The following is a 23,236-nucleotide window of genomic DNA, read 5'->3' as shown; positions in this document are numbered from 1 at the left end:
CCAAGAGGCGGATTTTTCATATCACCGAAGTGATTAGAAGCGGTAACCCACGCCAGCAATCCAGGTGCCAACGTCAACGCTACGAATACGGCTCTGCTCGTAGGAGAAGTCCAGAGCAACGTTTTCGATCGGGTTGAACTGCAGACCAGCACCGTAAGAGAAACCGTAGTCGCTGGTGCTGTGGTTGTCAGCCGGAGATGCTGCGTTCTGGAATTTACCGTAACCAACACCCACTACACCGTAGATGCTTGCCCAGTCGTTAAGACGGTAAGCCGGACCAGCAGTGATGCCGTAGTACTGGGTTTTGTTGTAGTCGCCAGAAGCATCGGTACGATCTTTTTCAGTGTAAGTGAAGGAACCGATAACACCCAGCGGGTTGTTGTCCTGCTCGTAGCGATACTTCAGGTTGAAACCGTTCATTTTGTTCGCTGCGCCCTGAGCATCGCTCTGAGCGTAACCACCGGTAACGGTAGAAGTAGCAGCTACAGCAGTACCTGCGGAGAAAGCCAGAACAGCGGCCAGTGCTGAAAGACATGCAATTTTTTTCATAACCACCTCAAATGTGCTTCAAGTAAATCTTAAGTTTTAAATATACCAAAAATTGATGGGAAACTCTTTGCGATTCGCGATGTCTAACGGGGTCTTTCATGTAACAGAACATTTCAAAAACCCGCTATCTCTTTCAATTAACATCACTTTTTCAACTGAAAATACCATTATTGCGCGCACAATATGGCACATTCATCCAGAATATTCCTAATCACACAGATTATTAATCCATCATTTTCATGCCATTGTACGGAACTGAGCAATTTTTTTTTCAACGAATACTCAACCAGTTGAGCGTAATTCCATTACACTCGCTGTTTTACTTTTCTATACATAAAATCATCTGCGCCGTAACAATGCTGAAGCGTGGCACAGATGGAGACGTGTAATCATCATTTGACAGGAGAAAGGATGCCGGGGTTGTCACGTAAAGCGCCAGTCTGGTTGCCTATTTTGGTTTTGCTTATTGCTATGTCCTCCATTCAAAGCGGAGCATCACTGGCAAAATCGTTGTTCCCACTCGTCGGTGCGCCGGGCGTTACCGCGCTGCGCCTTGCGCTGGGTACGCTCATTCTTATCGCTTTCTTTAAGCCCTGGCGTTTACGATTCGCCAAAGAACAACGCCTGCCGCTACTGTTTTATGGCCTGTCTCTGGGCGGGATGAACTACCTTTTCTACCTGTCAATCCAAACCGTTCCACTGGGAATCGCCGTGGCGCTGGAATTTACCGGCCCGCTCGCGGTAGCGCTGTTTTCATCCCGACGCCCGGTGGATTTCATTTGGGTTGCGTTGGCAGTGCTCGGGCTTTGGTTCCTGCTGCCTCTGGGTCAGGACGTTTCTCACGTAGATTTAACCGGCGCAGCGCTGGCGCTGGGGGCTGGCGCCTGCTGGGCCATCTATATTCTTACCGGGCAGCGAGCCGGGGCGGAACACGGTCCGGCAACCGTCGCGGTAGGGTCATTCATTGCAGCACTGGTATTTGTTCCAATCGGCGCACTCCAGGCCGGAGATGCCCTGTGGCACTGGTCCATTCTGCCGTTAGGCCTGGCCATTGCAGTCCTCTCTACTGCGCTTCCCTATTCGCTGGAGATGATTGCTTTGACGCGCCTGCCTACGCGTACTTTCGGTACATTGATGAGCATGGAACCCGCGCTGGCAGCGGTTTCCGGAATGATCTTCCTCGGTGAAACGCTGACGCTTATCCAGACGCTTGCTCTGGGTGCCATTATTGTCGCATCAATGGGTTCTACGCTCACTATTCGTAAAGAGCCACAAATAAAACAAGTCGACGTGAATTAACCACGTATTATTCTGCATGGTTTGCATAATCATGCAGAATATCCAATTGTAAATCTGCGTGATAATAATTCTAATAAATATAATTTTCTCATCCGCATATTTCATTTAATCTTAAAATTAACATAAAAATAACACCACGCAAGTAACAAAACACTCATTACATTGATTTTATTTGATATTTTATATTTACCCTCTTCTTCGCTATTAAAGTGATAGGCAACACCGGAAACAAAAATCCAAATTTAGCGCTATACTTAATTCCGTTGAAGAGTTGGGACATAAATATCAAGAGGATATGAAAATATGAGTACCGCGAAACTGGTAAAAACAAAAGCATCCGCCCTCCTTTATACCCGCAACGATGTGTCTGATAGCGAAAAGAAAGCGACCGTAGAACTGCTGAATCAGCAAGTAATCCAGTTCATTGACCTGTCATTGATCACCAAACAGGCTCACTGGAACATGCGCGGTGCAAACTTCATTGCAGTACATGAAATGCTGGATGGCTTCCGTACAGCTCTGACCGATCACCTCGATACCATGGCTGAACGCGCCGTACAGTTGGGCGGTGTGGCACTGGGCACAACTCAGGTAATTAACAGCAAAACGCCTCTGAAAAGTTACCCGCTGGATATCCATAGCGTACAGGACCACTTAAAAGAGCTGGCCGAACGTTATGCCGTAGTTGCAAACAGCGTACGTAAAGCTATCAGCGAAGCAAAAGACGAAGATACCGCGGATATCTTTACCGCAGCTTCTCGCGACCTCGATAAATTCCTGTGGTTTATCGAAGCCAACATTGAGTAACAGCAGACATAAGAATTACCTATATAACCCTCGCTTCGGCGGGGGTTTTGCACATCTATGGTGCATAACATTGATCATTCGTCACTCCAAAGTAAATTATTTGTAATAATCACCTCACACAATCGTTAACGAAAGATTGTTTTATCAACAATTTTTACGCTAAATAGTCATACCGTTTGCACCGTGACTGGTTCGCACCAAATGAGTGCCCCAAAACAGTGCAGATTATTCGCTATGCCCTACTTATTGTGCAGAGAAACGAGACACCCTCTTGTTAAAACAATGAGTTGCAAAATTGGCACGATTTTTTCATTAAGCCATATGTTCTCGCAGGGGATCGCCCCGTGGATATAAAAGGAAATCCTATGAAGTCTGTATTAAAAGTTTCACTGGCTGCACTTACCCTGGCTTTTGCGGTGTCCTCCCATGCCGCAGATAAGAAACTGGTTGTCGCAACCGACACCGCGTTTGTACCGTTCGAATTCAAACAGGGTGACAAATACGTTGGTTTTGATGTGGATCTGTGGGCTGCCGTGGCCAAAGAACTGAAGCTGGATTATGAACTGAAGCCAATGGATTTCAGCGGCATCATCCCGGCTCTGCAAACCAAAAATATCGACCTGGCACTGGCGGGTATCACCATCACTGATGAGCGTAAAAAAGCGATCGACTTCTCCGACGGCTACTACAAAAGCGGTCTGTTAGTGATGGTGAAAGCGAATAACAACGACGTCAAAAGCGTAAAAGATCTGGACGGTAAAGTCGTTGCAGTTAAGAGCGGCACCGGTTCCGTTGATTACGCGAAAGCGAATATCAAAACCAAAGACCTGCGTCAGTTCCCGAATATCGATAACGCATATATGGAACTGGGCACCAACCGCGCAGACGCTGTACTGCACGACACACCAAACATTCTTTACTTCATCAAAACAGCTGGCAATGGTCAGTTCAAAGCTGTAGGCGAATCGCTGGAAGCCCAGCAGTACGGTATCGCCTTCCCGAAAGGCAGCGATGAACTGCGCGAGAAAGTGAACGGCGCGCTGAAAACGCTGAAAGAGAACGGTACTTACAACGAAATCTACAAAAAATGGTTCGGTACTGAACCTAAATAATAACCGGCAGCGTTGCCCGGTGGCGTGATGCTTACCGGGCTTACGCCGGGATTTTTGAGACCTGTAGGCCGGATAAGCACAGCACATCCGGCAAAACGGGCATTTGAATATTTACACCACGGTAACAGGAACGACATATGCAGTTTGACTGGAGTGCCATCTGGCCCGCCATCCCGCTTTTGATTGAAGGCGCCAAAATGACCCTGTGGATCTCGGTCCTCGGTCTGGCTGGCGGTCTGATAATCGGACTTGCAGCAGGGTTTGCGCGCACTTTCGGCGGTTGGATCGCCAACCACGTAGCGCTGGTGTTTATCGAGGTCATTCGCGGTACGCCAATCGTTGTGCAGGTAATGTTTATTTACTTCGCTCTGCCAATGGCATTTAACGATTTACGCATTGACCCCTTTAGCGCCGCCGTTGTCACCATCATGATCAACTCCGGGGCCTATATTGCGGAAATCACCCGCGGTGCGGTGCTCTCAATCCATAAAGGGTTCAGCGAAGCCGGTTTGGCGCTTGGACTTTCACGCACAGAGACTATCCGCCACGTTATTTTACCTCTCGCACTGCGTCGTATGCTGCCACCGCTGGGCAACCAGTGGATCATCAGCATTAAAGATACCTCGCTGTTTATTGTCATTGGCGTCGCTGAACTGACCCGTCAGGGCCAGGAAATCATTGCCGGTAACTTCCGTGCACTGGAAATCTGGAGCGCCGTTGCGGTGTTCTATCTGATCATTACGCTGGTGCTGAGCTTCATTCTGCGTCGTCTGGAAAGAAGGATGAAAATCCTGTGATTGAATTTAAAAACGTTTCTAAGCACTTTGGTCCAACCCAGGTGCTGCACAATATTGACCTGAACATTGAGCAGGGTGAAGTAGTGGTGATTATCGGGCCGTCAGGATCCGGTAAATCTACCCTGCTGCGCTGCATTAACAAGCTGGAAGAGATAACCTCCGGTGATCTGATCGTCGACGGTCTGAAAGTAAACGATCCGAAGGTAGACGAGCGCTTAATCCGTCAGGAAGCCGGAATGGTGTTTCAGCAGTTCTACCTGTTCCCACATCTGACGGCACTGGAAAACGTCATGTTCGGACCGCAGCGCGTACGCGGGGCGAATAAAGAACAGGCCGAGAAACTGGCGAAAGAGCTGCTGGCAAAAGTGGGTCTGGCCGAACGTGCACATCACTACCCTTCTGAACTGTCCGGTGGTCAACAACAGCGTGTGGCTATTGCCCGTGCGCTGGCAGTAAAACCGAAAATGATGCTGTTTGATGAGCCAACCTCAGCACTCGACCCGGAACTGCGTCATGAAGTTCTGAAAGTGATGCAGGATTTGGCGGAAGAAGGGATGACCATGGTGATTGTGACCCACGAAATTGGCTTTGCCGAAAAAGTGGCTTCACGCCTGATTTTCATTGATAAGGGACGAATTGCCGAAGACGGTAATCCGCAGGCCCTGATTGAAAATCCCCCCAGCCAACGCTTACAGGAATTCTTGCAGCACGTTTCCTGATAGCTCAACCTCCCTTCGCCCGAAGGGAGGTTTTTCACCAGAATCCTCTCATTTCAATTCCCTCCCGCTCTGACATCTATACTTATCCTTTTGAATTTATTTTCTCATGGGAGGAGTCATGCGCTGGATCCTGTTCATCTTTGTTTGTCTGTTGAGTCTTCCGACTCAGGCAGTGACGATACCAGGCGTCACCACGCCAACGTCAACCAACGCACAAACCGCCCCGGCAAAGGAGCCGGATGTTGAACAGAAGAAAGCGGCCTACGGCGCACTGGCTGATGTGCTGGAAAATGACACCTCGCGGAAGGAACTGATCGATCAGTTACGCAAAGTGGCGACAGCGCCCCCTGCCGAGCCGGTGCCAACCATTGTTCCACCCACATTAACAGAAGAAAAAACGGTGCTGGAAAACGTCACGGATGTCACACGGCACTACGGTGAGGCGCTCTCCAGCCGCTTTGCCCAACTTTATCGCAATATTACCGATGCACCGCACAAGACCTTTAACCCGCAAACGTTCACCAATGCCCTGACTCATTTTTTAATGCTGGCGGCGTCAGTGTTCGGGTTTTACTGGCTGATCCGCCTGTGCGCGCTGCCGCTGTATCGCAAAATGGGGCAATGGGCACGGCGGAAAAACCGCGAACGCAGCAACTGGCTGCAGCTTCCGGCAATGATCGTTGGCGCATTCATTATTGATTTGCTTCTGCTGGCGCTGACATTGTTTGTCGGGCAGATACTGAGCGACAGAATGAACGCCGGCAGTCGCACCATCGCCTTTCAGCAAAGCCTGTTTCTCAATGCCTTTGCCCTGATTGAGTTCTTCAAAGCCATTCTGCGTCTGATATTTTGCCCAACAGTGGCCGAACTGCGCCCGTTTAACATTCATGATGCCGGTGCGCGCTACTGGAATCGGCGTTTGAGTTCATTAAGCAGTTTGATTGGTTACGGGCTTATAGTTGCCGTTCCCATTATCTCCAATCAGGTCAATGTGCAGGTCGGCGCGATGGCCAACGTCATCATCATGCTGTGTATCACGCTATGGGCGCTGTACCTGATTTTCAGAAACAAGAAAGAGATAACGCTGCATTTACAGAATCTGGCAGAAAGATCGTTAGCTTTTTTCAGCCTGTTTATCCGCGCCTTTGCGTTGGTATGGCACTGGCTGGCCAGCGCCTACTTCATTGTGCTGTTTTTCTTTTCACTGTTTGATCCGGGCAACAGCCTGAAATTCATGATGGGCGCTACGCTGCGCAGCCTGGTAATCATTGGAATTGCCGCCTTTGTTTCCGGCATGTTTTCCCGCTGGATAGCCAAAACTATTACCCTTTCGCCACACACCCAGCGCAGCTATCCGGAACTCCAAAAGCGGCTGAATGGCTGGCTGTCGACGGCGTTAAGCGTGGCCAGGATCCTGACGGTGTGCGTTGCGGTGATGCTGCTATTGAATGCCTGGGGACTGTTCGACTTCTGGAACTGGCTGCATTACGGCGCAGGAGAAAAAACGGTGGATATTCTGATCCGTATCGCGCTGATTTTATTCTTCTCCGCCATCGGCTGGACGATCCTTGCCAGCCTGATTGAAAATCGTCTGGCTTCCGATATTCATGGCCGCCCGCTACCCAGCGCTCGTACCCGAACCCTGTTGACGCTGTTTCGCAACGCGCTGGCGGTGATCATCAGCACGATCACCATCATGATTGTGCTGTCGGAAATTGGCGTTAATATCGCCCCATTGCTGGCCGGGGCCGGGGCGCTGGGGCTGGCAATCTCTTTCGGCTCGCAAACGCTGGTAAAAGATATTATTACCGGGATTTTTATTCAGTTTGAAAATGGCATGAACACCGGCGACCTAGTGACCATCGGTCCACTCACCGGTACGGTTGAACGAATGTCCATTCGTTCTGTGGGCGTGCGTCAGGACACCGGGGCGTACCATATTATTCCCTGGTCATCGATAACGACCTTCGCCAACTTTGTGCGTGGAATTGGATCGGTCGTCGCCAATTACGACGTAGACCGTCATGAGGATGCGGATAAAGCAAATCAGGCGTTGAAAGACGCGGTTGCTGCGGTGATGGAAAAAGATGATATTCGCGGGCTGATTATCGGCGAGCCGTCGTTTGCCGGGATTGTAGGATTAACCAATACGGCATTCACGCTACGGGTCTCGTTTACCACCTTGCCGCTGAAGCAGTGGACGGTACGTTTTGCGCTCGACAGCCAGGTGAAGAAATACTTCGATCTAGCCAACATACGCGCCCCGGTACAGACGTATCAAGTGTTACCTGCACCGGGGAATGGTCCTGCGTCGGCGGCAAGCGAACCACTACCGCCAACCGAGCCAACGCTTTAGCGTTTACGCGCCATAAAACGACGACGCTGATCGTTATCCATAAAGGTCCAGGCAATAAAGCGACTCTGCTTTTGTCCCTGGGCCATCTCTTTCTTGACCACTTTCACCGCGCCCGCATCCGTTAATGCGTGGTACAGCGGAGGCAAGTTCTCACCGCGCGACACCAGCGTGGTGAACCACATCACCTGACGACCAAAGGCCTGGCTTTCAGCAATCATTTTCTTGATGAACGCCACTTCACCGCCTTCACACCACAGCTCCTGCTGCTGTCCGCCAAAGTTCAGCGCATCGTCTTTGTCCTGTCCCAGATTACGGCGTTTGCGCTCGCTTCCGGCACGGGCTGAGGCCGCAGAATCATGGAATGGCGGGTTACACAATGTGGCTTCATACTGCTCATTTTTGTGAATGATGCCGTTGAAGATTGCCGTTGCATCTTTCTGGCGACGCAGACGAATAGCACGGGTTAATCCCGGATTGGCGTTGACGATCGCCTGAGCGCTGTTAAACGCTTCGCTACTGGTTTCACTACCCGTGAATCGCCAGCCATATTCATGCGCGCCGATCAGTGGATAAATACAGTTTGCCCCAACTCCCACGTCCAGCACGCTCGCATTTGCCGGAATGGTTCCGCTTGTTTCACCCAACAGATCGGCCAAATGGTGTATGTAGTCAGCACGACCAGGCACCGGCGGACACAAAAAACCATCTGGAATATCCCAGTTTTTCACCGCATAAAAATGCGCCAGCAGTGCTTTATTGAGCGCCTTTACTGCCTGCGGATTCGCGAAATCAACACTCTGCTCGCCGCCGGGCGTGAGGGTGAGAAATTGCGTCAGCTCGGGCGTAACCTGGCATAAAGTCGCAAGATCATAACGGCCATTGTGGCGGTTGCGTGGGTGTAATCCCGGTTTCTGGGGGGACATAGCATTCTCCTTTTAACAGCGGCGTAAGATACCCGCATAACGCCACGCGGTAAACACACTCATCAAGGAAATTTGATTTTTTACGCCTGTTTGATGCTTTGCGGATTGTTCAAAAAACAGACAGTTCATCACCAGTTTTTTGCGGTAAATGTCATCCGCTGACGACCTAAACTTATCAGGCACACCTGTTGTTTTTCAGAGGATATCACCATGAAGAAATGCCTCACATTACTTGCCGCTACCGTACTTACCGGCATGACATTTGCCTCCTTTGCAGCACAGCCATACACCAGCCCGGCTACCGGTCAGCTACAAGCTTCCGGCACAGTATCCGCTACCGGCGCCTCTAACCTGAGCGACCTCGAAGACAAGCTGGCAGAGAAAGCGAAAGAGCAAGGGGCAAAAGGTTTTGTCGTTAATTCTGCAGGCGGTAAAAATCAGATGTACGGCACCGCAACTATCTATAAGTAACCCCCCTTCCTTAGCCTAACTGCATTCATCCCGAATGCAGTTTTCTGCGCGCTGTTCACTTCATTTGCAGCTCAAGTTGTAATCAATGTGTTGGCATTTTGAATCCAATGTAAATAAATGTATTTATTTTTGAATTAATGAATGCTAAAACGTCGCACTGATTAGCAATGATTATCAAAATCATTATCAATTACACATTCATTTCCGCGAGGCCTGCAGGGTATAACATCCATAGAGATGTCCCTTCGCGTGAGTGAAACCGTCCACTCAAAAAATAATAAGTCACTCATTAACATGGATAAAAATCGCAACTTGCCGTCCAGTAGCTTCCACTCACTGACTTTTTTTGCCGGTCTGTGCATTGGTCTGTCCCCGATAGCTCAGGCTGTCGCTGCGGGTGACCAGGATAAAAAACAAGAAGACACCCTGGTCGTTGAAGCGGCCAAACCTTCGCTGTACGCCCCAACACAGTCTGCCGACCCTAAATTCTCCCGTCCGGTGGCGGATACAACCCGCACCATGACAGTAATTTCTGAGCAGGTGATTAAGGATCAAGGCGCAACAAATCTGACCGATGCGCTGAAAAACGTCCCAGGCGTTGGCGCATTTTTCGCCGGTGAGAACGGTAACTCCACCACCGGTGACGCGGTTTATATGCGTGGTGCGGATACCTCGAACAGTATTTATATCGACGGTGTTCGTGATATTGGCAGCGTCACGCGCGACACCTTCAATACCGAACAGGTGGAAGTGATCAAAGGTCCTTCCGGCACCGACTATGGACGTAGCGCGCCGACTGGCTCTATCAATATGATCAGCAAACAGCCGCGCACCGACTCAGGCATCGATGCTTCAGCCAGCGTCGGTAGCGCATGGTTCCGCCGGGGTACACTGGACATTAACCAGGTCATCGGCGAGACCACAGCCGCACGTTTAAACCTGATGGGTGAAAAAACGCATGATGCTGGTCGCGATAATGTCAAGAATGAACGTTATGGTGTGGCCCCCTCTCTCGCTTTTGGCTTAGGCACTGAGAACCGACTGTACCTGAACTATCTGCACGTCACCCAGCACAACACGCCGGATGGCGGTGTCCCCACCATCGGTCTGCCGGGATATTCCGCGCCTTCTGCGGGGACTTCTGCGCTAAATCATTCAGGAAAAGTGGATACGCATAATTTCTACGGTACCAACTCGGATTACGACGATTCGACGACCGATACCGCGACGATGCGTTTTGAACATGACCTGAACGACAGCACTACTATTCGCAACACCACCCGCTGGTCGCGCATTAAACAGGATTATCTGATGACGGCGGTGATGGGCGGTGCGTCTAACATCACCCAACCCACCAGCAGCGTCGACACCTGGACCTGGTCACGCCTGGCAAATACAAAAGATGTCAGCAATAAAATCCTGACCAACCAGACCAACCTGACCTCAAAGTTTTACACGGGATCCATCGGTCACGACATCAGCACCGGCGTGGAGCTGACGCGCGAAACACAAACCAACTACGGTGTAGCCCCGATCACCCCGCCACCGGTGAATATCTATCACCCCGACAGCAATGTGAATATCGGCGGATTGTCTCGTAACGGCGCCAATGCTAACGGGCAAACAGATACCTTCGGCGTATATGCTTTTGATACGCTACAAATTACCCGTGAGTTCGAACTGAACGGTGGTATTCGCCTCGACAATTACCGCACTGAATATGACAGTGCCACCGCTTGTGGCGCTTCCGGTCGAGGCGCAGTCGCGTGCCCGACAGGTGTGGCCAAAGGTTCCCCGGTCACCATTGTGGATACCGCCAAATCAGGCAATCTGGTGAACTGGAAAGCGGGCGCGCTGTATCACCTGACCGATAACGGTAACGTGTACATCAACTATGCCGTTTCTCAGCAACCGCCGGGCGGCAGCAACTTTGCTCTTGCTCAGGGCGGCAGCGGTAACAGTGCGAACCGTACCGATTTCAAACCGCAGAAAGCGAAAACCAGCGAGATCGGCACCAAATGGGAGGTGCTGGATAAGCGCCTGCTGTTAACCGCCGCGATTTTCCGCACGGATATTGAGAATGAAGTTGAGCAGAACGACGACGGTACCTATTCCCAATACGGAGAGAAACGCGTTGAAGGCTATGAACTCTCGGTAGCAGGCAACATCACCCCCGCATGGCAGGTTATTGGCGGCTACACCCAGCAACGCGCGACCATCCACAGCGGTAAAAATGTTGCTCAGGATGGCTCTTCATCCCTGCCGTATACGCCTGAACATGCGTTCACGTTGTGGAGCCAGTATCAGGCTACCGATGATATCTCCGTTGGCGCGGGCGCTCGCTACGTGGGCAGTATGCATCGCGGTTCCGACGGTGCGGTGGGTACGCCATCCTACACTGAAGGTTACTGGGTTGCCGACGCCAAACTGGGTTATCGCGTGAATCGCAATCTCGATTTCCAGCTAAACGTCTATAACCTGTTCGACACCGATTATGTATCCTCCATAAACAAGAGCGGATACCGTTACCATCCGGGCGAACCAAGAACCTTCTTGCTCACCGCCAATATGCATTTCTGATCCATCACGTGGGGCGTCAGCCCCACTTTCAGGAGAAACACTGATGATGTACCACATTCCCGGCGTTCTGTCGGCGCAGGATGTAGCCTGGTTTCACGAACAACTGGACGCTGCCGACTGGGTTGATGGCCGCGCAACCACCGGTGCTCAGGGGGCGCAGGTTAAAAACAACCAGCAGGTGAATACGCAAAGTGAACGCTACAGCGTTTTACAACAAGCGGTACAGACTGCGGTAAATAACAGCGCGCTTTTCTTCGCCGCAGCACTACCGAAAACGCTCTCCACACCGCTGTTTAATCGCTACCAGGACAATGAGACCTACGGTTTTCACGTTGACGGTGCGGTACGTAGCCATCCGCAAAACGGCTGGATGCGTACAGACCTTTCCGCCACCTTATTCCTGAGTAACCCGGATGATTATGCAGGAGGCGAACTGCTGGTCAATGATACCTACGGTCAGCATGCGGTGAAGCTTCCGGCAGGCGATTTGGTGCTTTACCCCTCCAGCAGCCTACACTGTGTCACACCGGTGACTCGTGGGGTTCGTGTAGCATCCTTTATGTGGATCCAGTCAATGATCCGTGACGACAAAAATCGCGCCATGCTTTTTGAGCTGGATAAAAACATTCAGTCCCTGAAGACTCGTCATGGGGAGAGCAGCGAGATCCTGTCATTACTCAATCTCTACCATAACCTGCTGCGTGAATGGTCTGAAATCTGATACTGCTGGCGCGTGGTCGTTTTTCAGCCATCACCTTCGCTATACTTAGTCTGTAGACATCAGCAGGAGGTACACATGGCATCCGGATGGGCAAATGACGACGCGGTTAACGAACAGATCAACAATACTATTGAAGATGCTGTTGCCCGCGCTCGCGGTGAGTTACCGACGGGGGAAAGTCTGTATGAATGCGAAGAATGCGGCAATCCTATCCCTCAGGCCAGACGTGAGGCAGTGCCAGGGGTACGCTTGTGCATCACTTGCCAACAGGATAAAGATTCACATAGCGCATCATTTTCAGGATATAATCGCAGAGGTTCGAAAGACAGCCAGCTACGTTGACTTATCTTTACCAAAAGTTTCAGCGCATACGATTTCCTTTACGAGCACGCTTTTTTGCACCCTGTGTAGCAAAATGTGCCGTTGTCGCCTTCTCTGTAAAGCGCAATGACAAGAACTGTAAATCCCTTACTCGAATTTATTAATATTCAATAAGTTATTTGTCATTCAATTTTTTTGATTGATGTCGTCAATTCTATTCGATTTTCTCTCACCAAAAAAAACGTGATACTTATCACATCGACGGAACAACGTCTTCTTAAAGAACACTGACTAACAGAACAACCCTGCGAGAGATTAATCATGAAAAATATCAAATTTGCTGTTGCTGCCATCGCCCTGTCTACCCTGTCATTTGGCGTTTTCGCTGCCGAGCCGGTTTCCTCAACTCAGGCGCAAAACATGAACAAAATTGGTGTGGTATCTGCTGACGGCGCCACTACGCTGGACGGCCTGGAAGCCAAACTGGCTGAGAAAGCGAATGCTGCTGGCGCAACTGGGTACAGCATCACTTCCGCTATCGGCAAAGACAAAATGAGCGGCACCGCGGTTATCTATAAATAACCGAAAGATTACCTGTACGACCCAATGCTCCAACCCTCATTGACCCTGTTTGTTACCCTTTGTTTGCCCGTCCGCCACTGGACGGGCTTTTTTTTGCCTATTGTTTCAGCCGCTGGCAAAATTCCCGCAACACGGCCTCTGGCATCCCAATTTGCAGTGCTGCCTCACAAATCGCTTGCCAGCTTCCGGCATCCAGCGGAATACCGTGTTCCAGCCGTTCCTCGCGAGTATTCACCTCCCACTCCCCAGGCAACAGGATCGGGGCATCTTCAGCATGCGGCGACGCTTTCACCCACTCAGCAAATGCCGCGACCTGGTTGTCGCAGTCCGGCGCGCCGAACAGTTGTGGATTCATAATGATGGTGGTCATACAGTTAATGATGGCGTCCGCGCTGGTCTGCAGGCTCTCTTCATGTGTGGTTTTACCGCCAGAAAGCGCACCGCCCATAATTTCGCACATCGCCGCCAGCGCATACCCCTTGTGCTCGGCAAAAGTCAGCAACGACCCCAGCGGAGAAACCTGCATTACCGCAGGATCGGTAGTGGGAACACCCGCCACATCAATCAGGCATCCTGGAGCCACCGGCTCGCCCTTATGCCATGCCACACGGGTTTTGCCAAACGCGATGGCGCTGGTTGCATAGTCCAGCAACAGTGGGAAGGTATTTTTACGCGGGAATACGACGCAGAAGGGATTGGTTCCAAAACGGCTATCGCGGCCATGAAACGGTGCGACCATCGGGATCCCCACCACATTCACAAAGTGTACCGAGACAAAACCTGCCGCCGCACATTGCTCCGCCCAGTAGCCAATACGGCCGATATGGTGCGAATTATGTAATGCCACGGCGGCGATTCCGTACTGACGCGCTTTTTCGATTCCAAGCGTGATTGCCTCGTGTGCCGCCACCTGACCAAACGCAAAGTCGCCGTCAAGCGTAATCACCGCCCCCGCATCTTTTACCACTTTGGCATGACGGTTGATCTGCAGATGCCCCTGCGAGAATGAACGAATATAGCTTGGGATCATACCGATGCCATGGGAGTCGTGACCGGCGAGGTTAGAGGCTATCAGATGGTCGGCCACCAGCCGCGCCTCCTGATCATTGCTTCCCATCTGATGAAAAACGGCCTGGATAAAGGCGTGCAGCGTTGGCACATGGAAGCGATGTCCACTGTTCATTGTTATCTCCTGTTGTGTCGCGTGTTTGTTGTGTTTCTTATTTTTCAACAAACTATGCTGCGCCACGGTGCGCTGGAGGTCAATAAACGTGCAGAAATTTCACATTGCCGAAAAGAGAGAACCGACAGGCCAGGCAACAGGCCCGTCGGGATAACAAATGGTTTAGAAACTTTGCTCGACGCGGGCAAGTCCTTCAGCCAGTGAGGCGGACTCACCGGTTGCCACCAGGCAGCAGGCCATCTGGATTTTCAACGATGCCGGAACAGGCTCACTGCCAGCCAGACAACGCTCAATCCAGCGCGCGGTGGTTTCCGGGTCTTTTGCTACCGGTAGCGGTACCGGCTCGTCAGGCATCTCGCTCTGTCGGTCTTGTAGCACTCGCACACCGGATGAATCTATCAGGCTTATCTGCGGGCAGCGCTGCGGGTTGGCATACACTTCGCCCTCGGTACCATGCATCAACAGGCCGCGCCCACCGATATCGCCGAAGAACTTCGCCACGCGCGAAACATATTCCGGGTGGGACACGCTGGAAAGACGCAGCGCGGCATCTTCAGCAAACGGCGTGGCTAATTTAGCCAGCGTGTGCGCACTGTTACGCACCCCCATGCGCCAGCGCATCGCCAGCTGTTTCTCCAGCGGAGGACACAGCGCGCTCACCGGGATGAACACCGGCTCATGACCATCCAGCTTTGCCTGCGCCTGCCCGGCATGCAGCGTTGGCGTAATCCCCATCAGTTCGAAAATGGTTTCAGTCAGTACGCGGGTTGGATCCTCGCTGACGCCATGCACCACTACTGGAAAACCCAGCTTGTGCAGTAAAATTGCCAGCAACGGAGTCAGATTCGCCTGCTTGCGTGCGCCATTATAGCTGGGAATGACAATCGGCATGGGTTTGGCTACCGGCGGAGTCAGGCGAATGGTGTGGTTTTGCATCGCTTCGTAAAAGCCCAGCATCTCCGCTTCACCTTCGCCCTTGATACGTAGCGCAATCAGTACCCCGCCCATCTCAAGGTCAGGTACGTCGCCGTTCATCATATGGGTATACAGTCCGCGAGCAGTATCCTTGTCCAGGTCACGCGCGTGATTTTTTCCTCGCCCAATCTCTTTAATGATTTTGCGGTAATCCATCGATAACTCCTTGCCTGTTGCTCGCATCGTTAACGCCGACGGCGGCGCGTGGGTTTCGCTTTTTCTTTTGGTTTTACTATAACGTCTGGCACAGCAGGTTGCTCTATCGGAAATATGGGTAACGCGTTCAGTAAACGCTTGCCATAGCTTTTGGTCAATAAACGCTTGTCATAAATAACCACTTCTCCCCAGCAGCCATGGCTACGGATGAGTCGCCCAACCTGCTGGATCAAATTGAACGACGCCGCAGGCAGGCTCTGCACCTCGAAGGGGTAGCGGTTCAGACTTTTCAACCACTCACCCTCGGTGATCACTACCGGGCTGTCGATTGGCGGAAAGGCGATTTTATGAATATGCACCTGAGTCAGCAGGTCGCCTTTCAAATCCAGACCTTCAGCAAAAGATTGCAGCCCAACCAGTACACTGCGCTCGCCGTTGGCCACCCGTTTGCGGTGCAACTCCACCAGACGATAGCGCGGCTGATCGCCCTGCACCAACAACAGCAGGCGCAGATCGGTAACGTGCTCAAGAAAACGCTGCATCGCGCGACCGCTGGCAAAGAGTACCAGCATACCCTGATGCTTTTTACTCTCCAGCTGTTCGCGAAAATAGGCGGCCATTTCCGCGATATGCTGCTCTTCGTTATCAATTAACGGTTCGTAGCGCATTTGCGGAATGACGATTTTGCCCTGTTCAACGTGATTAAACGGTGAATCCAGCGCGACAAACCTGTCCCCTGCTTTTTCCTTCAGACCGCTCATCTCCTGCAAACGCGAGAAGCTGTTGAGCGATCGCAGCGTTGCGGAAGTGACAATAATATGCGGGACGCTACGCCACAGCAGTCGTTCGAGCTGATCGCTCACACGGATCCCCACGCAGTGGAACCAGACGTGGATCTGCCCGTCACGCACCTCGCGCGTCGCCCATTTACTCACCGGCGCGCCTGACGACTGCGCGAGCGATGCCAGCCGCCACAGTTTGCTTTGCGCCTCAAACATGCCCAGCGCCCGGTTCATCTGCAAAATAACCCGATGCAGACGCACGATATCGTGAGTGCCGGTTTTTTCGCTGAGATCGTTGAGGAACAGTTCCGCCAGACCGCGCAGCATTTCTGTTAGCTTTGCCAGACGCTGACAAATCTCCATCACTTCCGTAGGCAATTCGCCCATCGCGAAGCGGTGTTCTGCCTCCTGGGTAGCGGGCATATACAGATTAAGAATGTTATTGAGCGATGAAATCAGCTCATACAGCTCCTCACAGTGACCGTTCAGACGCTCGGCATTTGCCAGTGGCGGCGTGGTCTTCGGGCGAAACTGCTCCAGGCAGGTAGCCACTAATTTGCAAAATAGATCCAACTGAAGTCGATACCAGGGGGCGCTGATTTCTGCGCTCATCTCCAGCGCATCGCGCGCGACATCCGGCAAATGGTGGCCTTCATCAAGTACCAGCAGTAGGTTTTTCGGCTCCGGCAAGACGGCTTCGCTTTCCATGGCCGCCATTACCAGCGCATGATTAGCCACGACCACTTCAGCTTCCTGAATCTCCCGGCGGGCGACAAAAAAAGGGCATTCACGATAGTAGTGACAGTTGCGATTCAGACAGCTGGCTTTATCGGTGCTCAGACGCTGCCAGAGTCCGTCATCAATGGCGATATCGGTGTGGTCGCGCAGCCCGTCCCACTTGTAGCTGTCGAGATCGCCTTTTAGCCTGGCACAGCGCTTTTGTTCTTCCTGGTTGTTGGGCGTCAGGTCATCGTCGAGAAAAGCCAGCAGATCCTGCTGATTGGGTTCAGTGCTGGCCAGCGCCGCTAAGTTACGCGGGCAGACATAGCGTCCGCGACCAAACGCAGCGGTAAAACGCAGATCGGGGATAATTTTGCGCAGCAGCGGTAAATCTTTGCTGTAGATCTGGTCCTGCAAAGCGACGTTGGCGGTACTGACCACCAGCGTTTTTTGTTCTTCACGCGCGATGGCAATACCGGGAATCAGATACGACAGGGTTTTCCCCACCCCGGTCGGTGCTTCAATCGCCAGATGCCGCCCTTCTTCCCCGGAGAGCGTTTTCGCGACGTCAGCAATCATCTGCCGCTGCGGCGCACGGGGGATAAAGTCGGGGATCTGTTCCTGAAGCGCCTTGTACCAGGCGGCGATTTGCGCTTTTAGCGCAGCCGTAAGTGCCATGAGAAAACCTGAAATACTGTATAAACAGCCACTATTGTGGCACATTTCAGGCGTTGGATGTACCTTTTTCCCCCATTCTGGAAAGCGCTTCGCAGCTCTGGCTTAAATTACCGGAGGGCGGCTTACTCCTTATCCGGCCTACAGTCAGGTATATTGCAGGCCGAATAAACGTGTCGGTTAATAGTATCCCAGCAGCTTCCACCACAGCATGCCCACTGCAAAAATGATAATCACATTTGCCGTTACCACACAGAGGTTAATTTTGTAAAAACGCGGTCGTTCAAAATAGCCCTGGGCAAAATAAATAGGACCAGGTCCGCCACCATACTCGGTATTCCCCCACATCAGATTACTAAAGATGCCGAAGCAAATAGCGACCATCATCGGCGGTGCACCCGCAGCGATCGCCGTGGCCGCGAAAGGAGCATACAGCGCAGCTACGTGCCCGGTAGCCGTAGCAAAGAGATAGTGGACATAAATGTAAAGGATCCCCAGCACAATAAAGGACTCAATCGCACCAAACCCTTGAATACCGCTGCCTAACTTTACTGTCATCCATTTAATAAACCCCAGATCGGCAAGTCCGGTCGCCAGGCTAATGATGACGCTAAACCAGATAACCGTATCCCAGGCTGCATGGTCATTAAGCAAACTTTTCCAGCTAACAGCACCCGAAGCAAACAGATAAGCAGCCAGCCCCAGCCCGACAGATGTGGCAGACAATCCAGTAATCAAACTGGTGCCCCAGCCAACCAGCGCCAGCACAAAACCAAACGCGACCTTTTTCTCGTTGCTGCTCATCGAACCGAGCTCACCGAGCGCCTGCTTACCCATCGCTTTTGCCTCTGGCGTACGCTTAAGCTCAGGATCCAATAATTTATAGACCAGTAGCGGCATCAGACAGAAACAAACCATCGCAGGGACTACTGCGGAAATAAACCATCCGCCCCAGGTTATCTCCATACCCAATGACGATTTCGCCAGGCTCGCTACCAGCGGATTCGCCGCCATCCCGGTGAGAAATATCGCCCCGGTAATCGGCGTAAACTGGAAGCACACCATGGTTAAGAAATCGCCAATACGTTTGCCCGTTACCCCTGGAGCGGAGCCCAACACATCATTGATGGAACGTGTGATGGGAAAAATTATGCCCCCGGACCGCGCAGTTACTGACGGCATTGCCGGGGCCATAATCAGATCGGAAACCCCCAGTGAGTAAGCAATACCCAGGCTGCTGCCGCCAAAGAGCGATAACATTTTATACGCAATACGTTTCCCCAGTCCTGACGTCACAAACCCCAGAGACAAGACGTAGGCGCAGAAAATGAGCCATACCGTACCGGACGCAAACCCTGACAGCGCCTTTGCCTCTGGCAACGTTTTGGTGAAAATAACCACGCAAAGCGCAATCAACATCACCGCCCCCGAAGGGAGCGGCTGAGTGAGAATGGCGGCAATGGTCGCGGCAAATATCGCGAACATATGCCAGGCCTGAGGCGTTAGACCATCAGGAACAGGATAAAACCAAACGATCGCGCCTATCGCCAGCGGTATCAGGAACGACAGAATGGATTTTCCCGTGACAGAATTCGTTGACATAAAAAGATCCTTATTCCGTTAGCCCGAGAGCATTCATTTCCGCGACATGTATCTTGCTAATACCTGATCCACCATCGCCGGTGCCATTCCAAGGTAATTTGCCGGGTCGGTCAGTTTTTCAATCAACTGTGGGTCCAGTCGTTCAGAGACAGATGGCATCGCATTCAGCACATCAGCCAATCGTCCACCTTGTTCGTTGACGATACGACAGGCGTCATACACCACGTCATGTGCATCCTGACGACCAATATACGGAGCCAACCCCATCATGACCGCTTCAGCCACAATCAATCCATTAGTCATGCCGAGGTTACGTTTCATCGCCTCTTCATCGACCACCAGCCCCGCCAGCATAAAATTGGCCTGATGCAATGCCCCCGCGCTGAGCACGAAACTTTCTGGGATAGCAATCCATTCGGCATGCCACGGCCCGGTTGCACGCTCCAGATCTTGCACCATCGCATCAAGCATCAACCCTGCCTGTTGGCGAACGCCTTTGGCACAGGCCAGCATCAGCTCGCTGGAAATAGGGTTGCGTTTCTGCGGCATGGTACTGCTGGCGCCACGCCCTTTAACAAACGGCTCATACAGTTCGCCAAACTCATTTGCTGCCAGCAGCATTACGTCGTAGGCAATCTTGCCCAGCGACCCGGTAATCACCGCTAACAGGTTCACCGCTTCGGCAAAACCATCACGCGCGACGTGCCAGGTGGATGTTGGGACATTTAGCCCAAGCTCTTCCATCATCGCTTTTTGTACCGCCAGCCCTTTATCCCCCAGCGATGCCAGCGTACCGGCCGCTCCCGCAAATTCGCCGACCAATACACGAGGACGCGCCTGGGAAAGACGTTCCGCGTGGCGTTCAAACATATCCAGCCAGATGGCAGCTTTGTAACCGAATGTCACGGGCAAAGCCTGTTGTAAATGGGTTCTCCCGGCCATCGGCGTATCACGGTAGCGGCGTGAAAGATCGGCCAGCGTGGCGCGGAGTTTGTCCATATCGGACTCAATGAGCGCAAAAGCATCACGAATTTGCAGAACCACTGCGGTGTCCATAATGTCCTGAGTGGTGGCCCCCCAGTGCACATAACCGCCGGACTCGCCTGCCTGTTTAGAAATCTGGTGCACCAGCGGTAGGATCGGATAACCCACAATTTCGGTTTCATGGCGCAATAAATCAAAATCGAGCGTGTCAGCATTACATTTTTCTGCAATTTCCTGCGCCGCAGCCTCGGGTATCACACCACAGCGTGCCTGGGCTTTGGCTAATGCCACTTCCACTTCCACGTATTTGCGCACCAGCTCGCGATCGTCAAACACAGCGCGCATCGCCGGTGTGCCGAAAGAGTCCCTGAACAGAACAGAATCAAGTACATTCGAAGCCATAAATCCCCCTGGAAAATCTGATAATGATAAGATGCGTGTTTACGGCAGTTTGTTGGATATTCAAATGCCGCCACAATGTCCAGACATAAAAAAATGTCCGTACATTTAAATGTACGGACATTTATAGTATTCATAAGAAATGTAGGGAATAGTCCGTACAAATTTTCGTGATAAAGATCACTAATATTTTGATGAAACTGCGATGAAAGAATCTCTGTACAAGCGAATAGCACGTGAACTGGCGCAGCAAATTGCGGTGGGAACCTTTGCCCCCGGTTCGCTGTTTCCTACGGAAATGGAACTGTGTGAAACATGGCAGGTCAGCCGCCACACCATGCGTGAGGCGTTAAGGGAATTAACAGAGCAAGGTCTGATATCACGGCGTAAAGGCGCGGGAACTCGCGTTTGCGAACCTAAGGCTAACGGCGTCAATCACCCGCTATCGCATCTTGAGGATCTGTTGCTGCTGGCCAAAAACAATCTGCGCGTCATCAAGAAAATCGATGAGATTGTGGCGGACATAGAGTTGTCCCAGATGATTGGCTGCCCGCCAGGTTCCCGTTGGCTGCACATTGCCAGCACTCGCGAAGATGCGCAAAACCCCGACGCGCCAATCTGCTGGACGGACAGCTATGCCAGCACGGATTACGCCAAACTGCGTACGTACATCCGTGACGACCCACACTCGTTAATCAGCGATTTGATCGAAACCCATTACGGTATTAAAAGCCATGAGGTGCATCAGACCATTACGGCTGTCGGCGTGCCCAAAAAGGTGGCAAAGATTCTCAATGTAGCACCTGATTCACCAGCAATGAGAATCGTGCGTCGTTATCTGGACAGGGACGGGAAAGTATTTGAGACGACGATTTCGATTCACCCGGCAGGACGATATACCTGCTCAATCGTGCTGAAATCGCAAAGTTCGGGGGAGTGATTGACCTATCCGGCCTACACAGTGTGTAGACCGGATAGCATGTTTATACTGCCATACAGCAAGGTGAATTACTGCGCTGCAGACGGTTTGCGCGGACGGCGCGGTGGACGAGGTTTATCACCTGCCGGTTTGCCTTCGCCGCTACGCGGTTTCGCTTTTGGCGCTCCGCCATCCTGACGACGCGGCTGCTGTCCACGCCCTGCTCCGCCCTGCCCTCGACCACCGCCGCCGCCACGCTGCTGACGACCGTTCTGGATCGGCTCAGCTTTAATGGACGGGTCTGGCTCATAGCCTGGCGTTGCAATACGCGGGATCTCTTTTTTCAGCAACTTCTCGATGTCACGCAACAGCTTGTGTTCATCGACGCACACCAGAGACAACGCTTCGCCGGTAGCGGCCGCACGACCGGTACGACCAATGCGGTGCACGTAGTCTTCCGGGACGTTTGGCAGCTCGTAGTTCACCACGTGCGGTAACTCTTCAATGTCCAGACCTCGCGCGGCAATGTCGGTCGCCACCAGCACGCGAATATCACCGGATTTAAAATCAGCCAGCGCACGCGTACGCGCTCCCTGAGATTTGTTACCGTGGATCGCCGCGCTGCGGATACCGTCTTTATTCAGCTGTTCCGCCAGATGGTTCGCACCGTGTTTGGTACGGGTAAACACCAGCACCTGCTGCCAGTTGCCCTGGCCTATCATCTGCGACAACAGTTCGCGTTTACGCTTCTTATCTACGAAATGAACGTGCTGAGTCACCTGCTCGGACGCGGTATTACGACGCGCCACTTCGATTTCCAGCGGATTGTGCAGCAGCTTTTCGGCCAGCGACTTGATATCGTCAGAGAACGTTGCTGAGAACAGCAGGTTCTGACGTTTTGCCGGCAATTTCGCCAGAACGCGACGAATGTCGTGAATAAAGCCCATATCCAGCATGCGGTCAGCTTCATCCAGCACCAGAATTTCAACCTGATCCAGCTTCACCGCATTCTGGTGCTCCAGATCGAGCAAACGACCCGGAGTGGCAATCAGCACATCCACGCCGCCACGCAGCTTCATCATCTGCGGGTTAATACTGACGCCGCCGAAAACCACCAGCGAGCGAATATTCAGATACTTACTGTAATCACGGACGTTTTCGCCAATCTGGGCTGCCAGTTCGCGGGTTGGCGTAAGGATCAGCGCACGAACCGGACGACGGCTTTTACCATGCGGCTGATGAGTAATCAGGTGCTGCAACAGCGGCAGGGTAAAACCTGCCGTTTTCCCCGTGCCGGTCTGGGCGCTGGCCATCAGATCGCGGCCTTCCAGCACGGCAGGGATCGCCTGCTGCTGAATAGGGGTAGGTTCACGGTAACCCTGCTCGGCAACGGCACGTAAAATATCAGGGTTTAAACCAAGGGAATCAAAAGACATAACAACTCCGAACCACCCTGACCGTTACCGGTGTCGTTTTCAGGGAGATACATATAATAGAGATGACAAAAACCACAATGTCATGAAGGGGCGGAGTGTAGCAGTTTTTGTGATGTGCCGCATAAATTATCCCTTCACTGGAAAATAACGCTCCGGACTGGACAAGGC

Annotated in this window: 20 protein-coding genes; 12 read left to right on the top strand and 8 right to left on the bottom strand. The window is 52.1% G+C overall.

Annotated features, from left to right (window positions below; translation table 11 throughout):
* Nucleotides 1–33: 33 nt before the first annotated feature.
* Nucleotides 34–549: an outer membrane protein OmpX gene (ompX, locus tag OGX86_RS17550; RefSeq protein ID WP_048214619.1), complete on the bottom strand. Its 516-nt coding sequence runs from the start codon at nt 547–549 to the stop codon at nt 34–36.
* 411 nt (nt 550–960) lie between these two features.
* Between ompX and rhtA the strand changes: the two genes are divergently transcribed.
* The 6 genes from rhtA to ybiO all read left to right on the top strand — a co-directional run bounded on the left by rhtA (nt 961) and on the right by ybiO (nt 7,639).
* A complete protein-coding gene (gene rhtA / locus OGX86_RS17545; protein WP_008784209.1) occupies nt 961–1,848 on the top strand; it encodes a threonine/homoserine exporter RhtA in 888 nt (295 codons plus the stop codon).
* Nucleotides 1,849–2,151: 303 nt separating this feature from the next.
* Nucleotides 2,152–2,655, top strand: a complete 504-nt coding sequence (gene dps / locus OGX86_RS17540; protein ID WP_003035253.1) for a DNA starvation/stationary phase protection protein Dps — start codon at nt 2,152–2,154, stop codon at nt 2,653–2,655.
* Between the two features lie 365 nt (nt 2,656–3,020).
* Nucleotides 3,021–3,767, top strand: coding sequence for a glutamine ABC transporter substrate-binding protein GlnH (gene glnH / locus OGX86_RS17535; RefSeq protein WP_016152370.1), 747 nt, complete (start codon nt 3,021–3,023; stop codon nt 3,765–3,767).
* Between the two features lie 137 nt (nt 3,768–3,904).
* Nucleotides 3,905–4,564 (top strand): glutamine ABC transporter permease GlnP, encoded by a 660-nt coding sequence (gene glnP, locus OGX86_RS17530; protein ID WP_003035248.1) that lies wholly within the window; start codon nt 3,905–3,907, stop codon nt 4,562–4,564.
* The gene (glnQ, locus tag OGX86_RS17525; RefSeq protein WP_048226011.1) at nt 4,561–5,283 is read left to right on the top strand and encodes a glutamine ABC transporter ATP-binding protein GlnQ; all 723 of its coding nucleotides are present in this window, start codon (nt 4,561–4,563) and stop codon (nt 5,281–5,283) included. Before glnP ends, glnQ begins: the two co-directional genes overlap by 4 nt.
* Before the next feature lie 118 nt (nt 5,284–5,401).
* Nucleotides 5,402–7,639 (top strand): mechanosensitive channel protein, encoded by a 2,238-nt coding sequence (gene ybiO / locus OGX86_RS17520; RefSeq protein WP_286640324.1) that lies wholly within the window; start codon nt 5,402–5,404, stop codon nt 7,637–7,639.
* On the opposite strand, the gene rlmF is transcribed toward ybiO, so the two are convergent.
* Complete coding sequence (rlmF, locus tag OGX86_RS17515; RefSeq protein WP_128316655.1) at nt 7,636–8,562, bottom strand: 23S rRNA (adenine(1618)-N(6))-methyltransferase RlmF; 927 nt, start codon at nt 8,560–8,562, stop codon at nt 7,636–7,638. The genes ybiO and rlmF overlap by 4 nt on opposite strands.
* 210 nt (nt 8,563–8,772) lie before the next feature.
* On the opposite strand from rlmF, the gene mcbA reads away from it, so the two are divergent.
* The 5 genes from mcbA (at nt 8,773) to ybiJ (ending at nt 13,237) form a co-directional block, all read left to right on the top strand.
* A complete protein-coding gene (gene mcbA, locus OGX86_RS17510; RefSeq protein WP_003035239.1) occupies nt 8,773–9,033 on the top strand; it encodes a DUF1471 family periplasmic protein McbA in 261 nt (86 codons plus the stop codon).
* 294 nt (nt 9,034–9,327) lie between these two features.
* Nucleotides 9,328–11,613 carry a catecholate siderophore receptor Fiu gene (locus OGX86_RS17505; RefSeq protein ID WP_286640323.1) on the top strand — a complete coding sequence of 762 codons (2,286 nt, stop codon included), beginning with the start codon at nt 9,328–9,330 and terminating at the stop codon, nt 11,611–11,613.
* Nucleotides 11,614–11,656: 43 nt separating this feature from the next.
* Nucleotides 11,657–12,334, top strand: coding sequence for a PKHD-type hydroxylase YbiX (ybiX, locus tag OGX86_RS17500; protein WP_286640322.1), 678 nt, complete (start codon nt 11,657–11,659; stop codon nt 12,332–12,334).
* 75 nt (nt 12,335–12,409) lie between these two features.
* Nucleotides 12,410–12,676, top strand: coding sequence for a DksA/TraR family C4-type zinc finger protein (locus OGX86_RS17495; RefSeq protein ID WP_008784204.1), 267 nt, complete (start codon nt 12,410–12,412; stop codon nt 12,674–12,676).
* A 300-nt stretch (nt 12,677–12,976) separates the two neighbouring features.
* Entirely contained in the window at nt 12,977–13,237 is a 261-nt protein-coding gene (gene ybiJ, locus OGX86_RS17490; RefSeq protein ID WP_003831561.1) for a DUF1471 family protein YbiJ, read from the top strand.
* Nucleotides 13,238–13,334: 97 nt separating this feature from the next.
* Here the strand turns inward: ybiJ and OGX86_RS17485 are convergent, their stop codons facing one another.
* The 5 genes from OGX86_RS17485 to OGX86_RS17465 all read right to left on the bottom strand — a co-directional run bounded on the left by OGX86_RS17485 (nt 13,335) and on the right by OGX86_RS17465 (nt 20,716).
* Nucleotides 13,335–14,420, bottom strand: a complete 1,086-nt coding sequence (locus tag OGX86_RS17485) for a malate/lactate/ureidoglycolate dehydrogenase (protein ID WP_128316651.1) — start codon at nt 14,418–14,420, stop codon at nt 13,335–13,337.
* A gap of 162 nt (nt 14,421–14,582) precedes the next feature.
* Nucleotides 14,583–15,551 carry a DNA-binding protein YbiB gene (ybiB, locus tag OGX86_RS17480; RefSeq protein ID WP_048226020.1) on the bottom strand — a complete coding sequence of 323 codons (969 nt, stop codon included), beginning with the start codon at nt 15,549–15,551 and terminating at the stop codon, nt 14,583–14,585.
* Between the two features lie 29 nt (nt 15,552–15,580).
* Complete coding sequence (gene dinG / locus OGX86_RS17475; RefSeq protein WP_048226022.1) at nt 15,581–17,731, bottom strand: ATP-dependent DNA helicase DinG; 2,151 nt, start codon at nt 17,729–17,731, stop codon at nt 15,581–15,583.
* A 177-nt stretch (nt 17,732–17,908) separates the two neighbouring features.
* A complete protein-coding gene (locus OGX86_RS17470; RefSeq protein ID WP_103015139.1) occupies nt 17,909–19,330 on the bottom strand; it encodes a DASS family sodium-coupled anion symporter in 1,422 nt (473 codons plus the stop codon).
* Between the two features lie 33 nt (nt 19,331–19,363).
* Nucleotides 19,364–20,716: a class-II fumarase/aspartase family protein gene (locus OGX86_RS17465; RefSeq protein ID WP_008784199.1), complete on the bottom strand. Its 1,353-nt coding sequence runs from the start codon at nt 20,714–20,716 to the stop codon at nt 19,364–19,366.
* A gap of 202 nt (nt 20,717–20,918) precedes the next feature.
* On the opposite strand from OGX86_RS17465, the gene OGX86_RS17460 reads away from it, so the two are divergent.
* The gene (locus tag OGX86_RS17460) at nt 20,919–21,653 is read left to right on the top strand and encodes a GntR family transcriptional regulator (RefSeq protein ID WP_003831553.1); all 735 of its coding nucleotides are present in this window, start codon (nt 20,919–20,921) and stop codon (nt 21,651–21,653) included.
* A 68-nt stretch (nt 21,654–21,721) separates the two neighbouring features.
* Here the strand turns inward: OGX86_RS17460 and rhlE are convergent, their stop codons facing one another.
* Nucleotides 21,722–23,068, bottom strand: coding sequence for an ATP-dependent RNA helicase RhlE (gene rhlE, locus OGX86_RS17455; RefSeq protein WP_286640321.1), 1,347 nt, complete (start codon nt 23,066–23,068; stop codon nt 21,722–21,724).
* Nucleotides 23,069–23,236 lie beyond the last annotated feature (168 nt).

Origin of the sequence: Citrobacter sp. Cpo040, assembly GCF_030332915.1 — a bacterium.
Taxonomy (GTDB): domain Bacteria; phylum Pseudomonadota; class Gammaproteobacteria; order Enterobacterales; family Enterobacteriaceae; genus Citrobacter; species Citrobacter portucalensis.
This window is presented reverse-complemented; position numbering and strand designations above follow the sequence as displayed.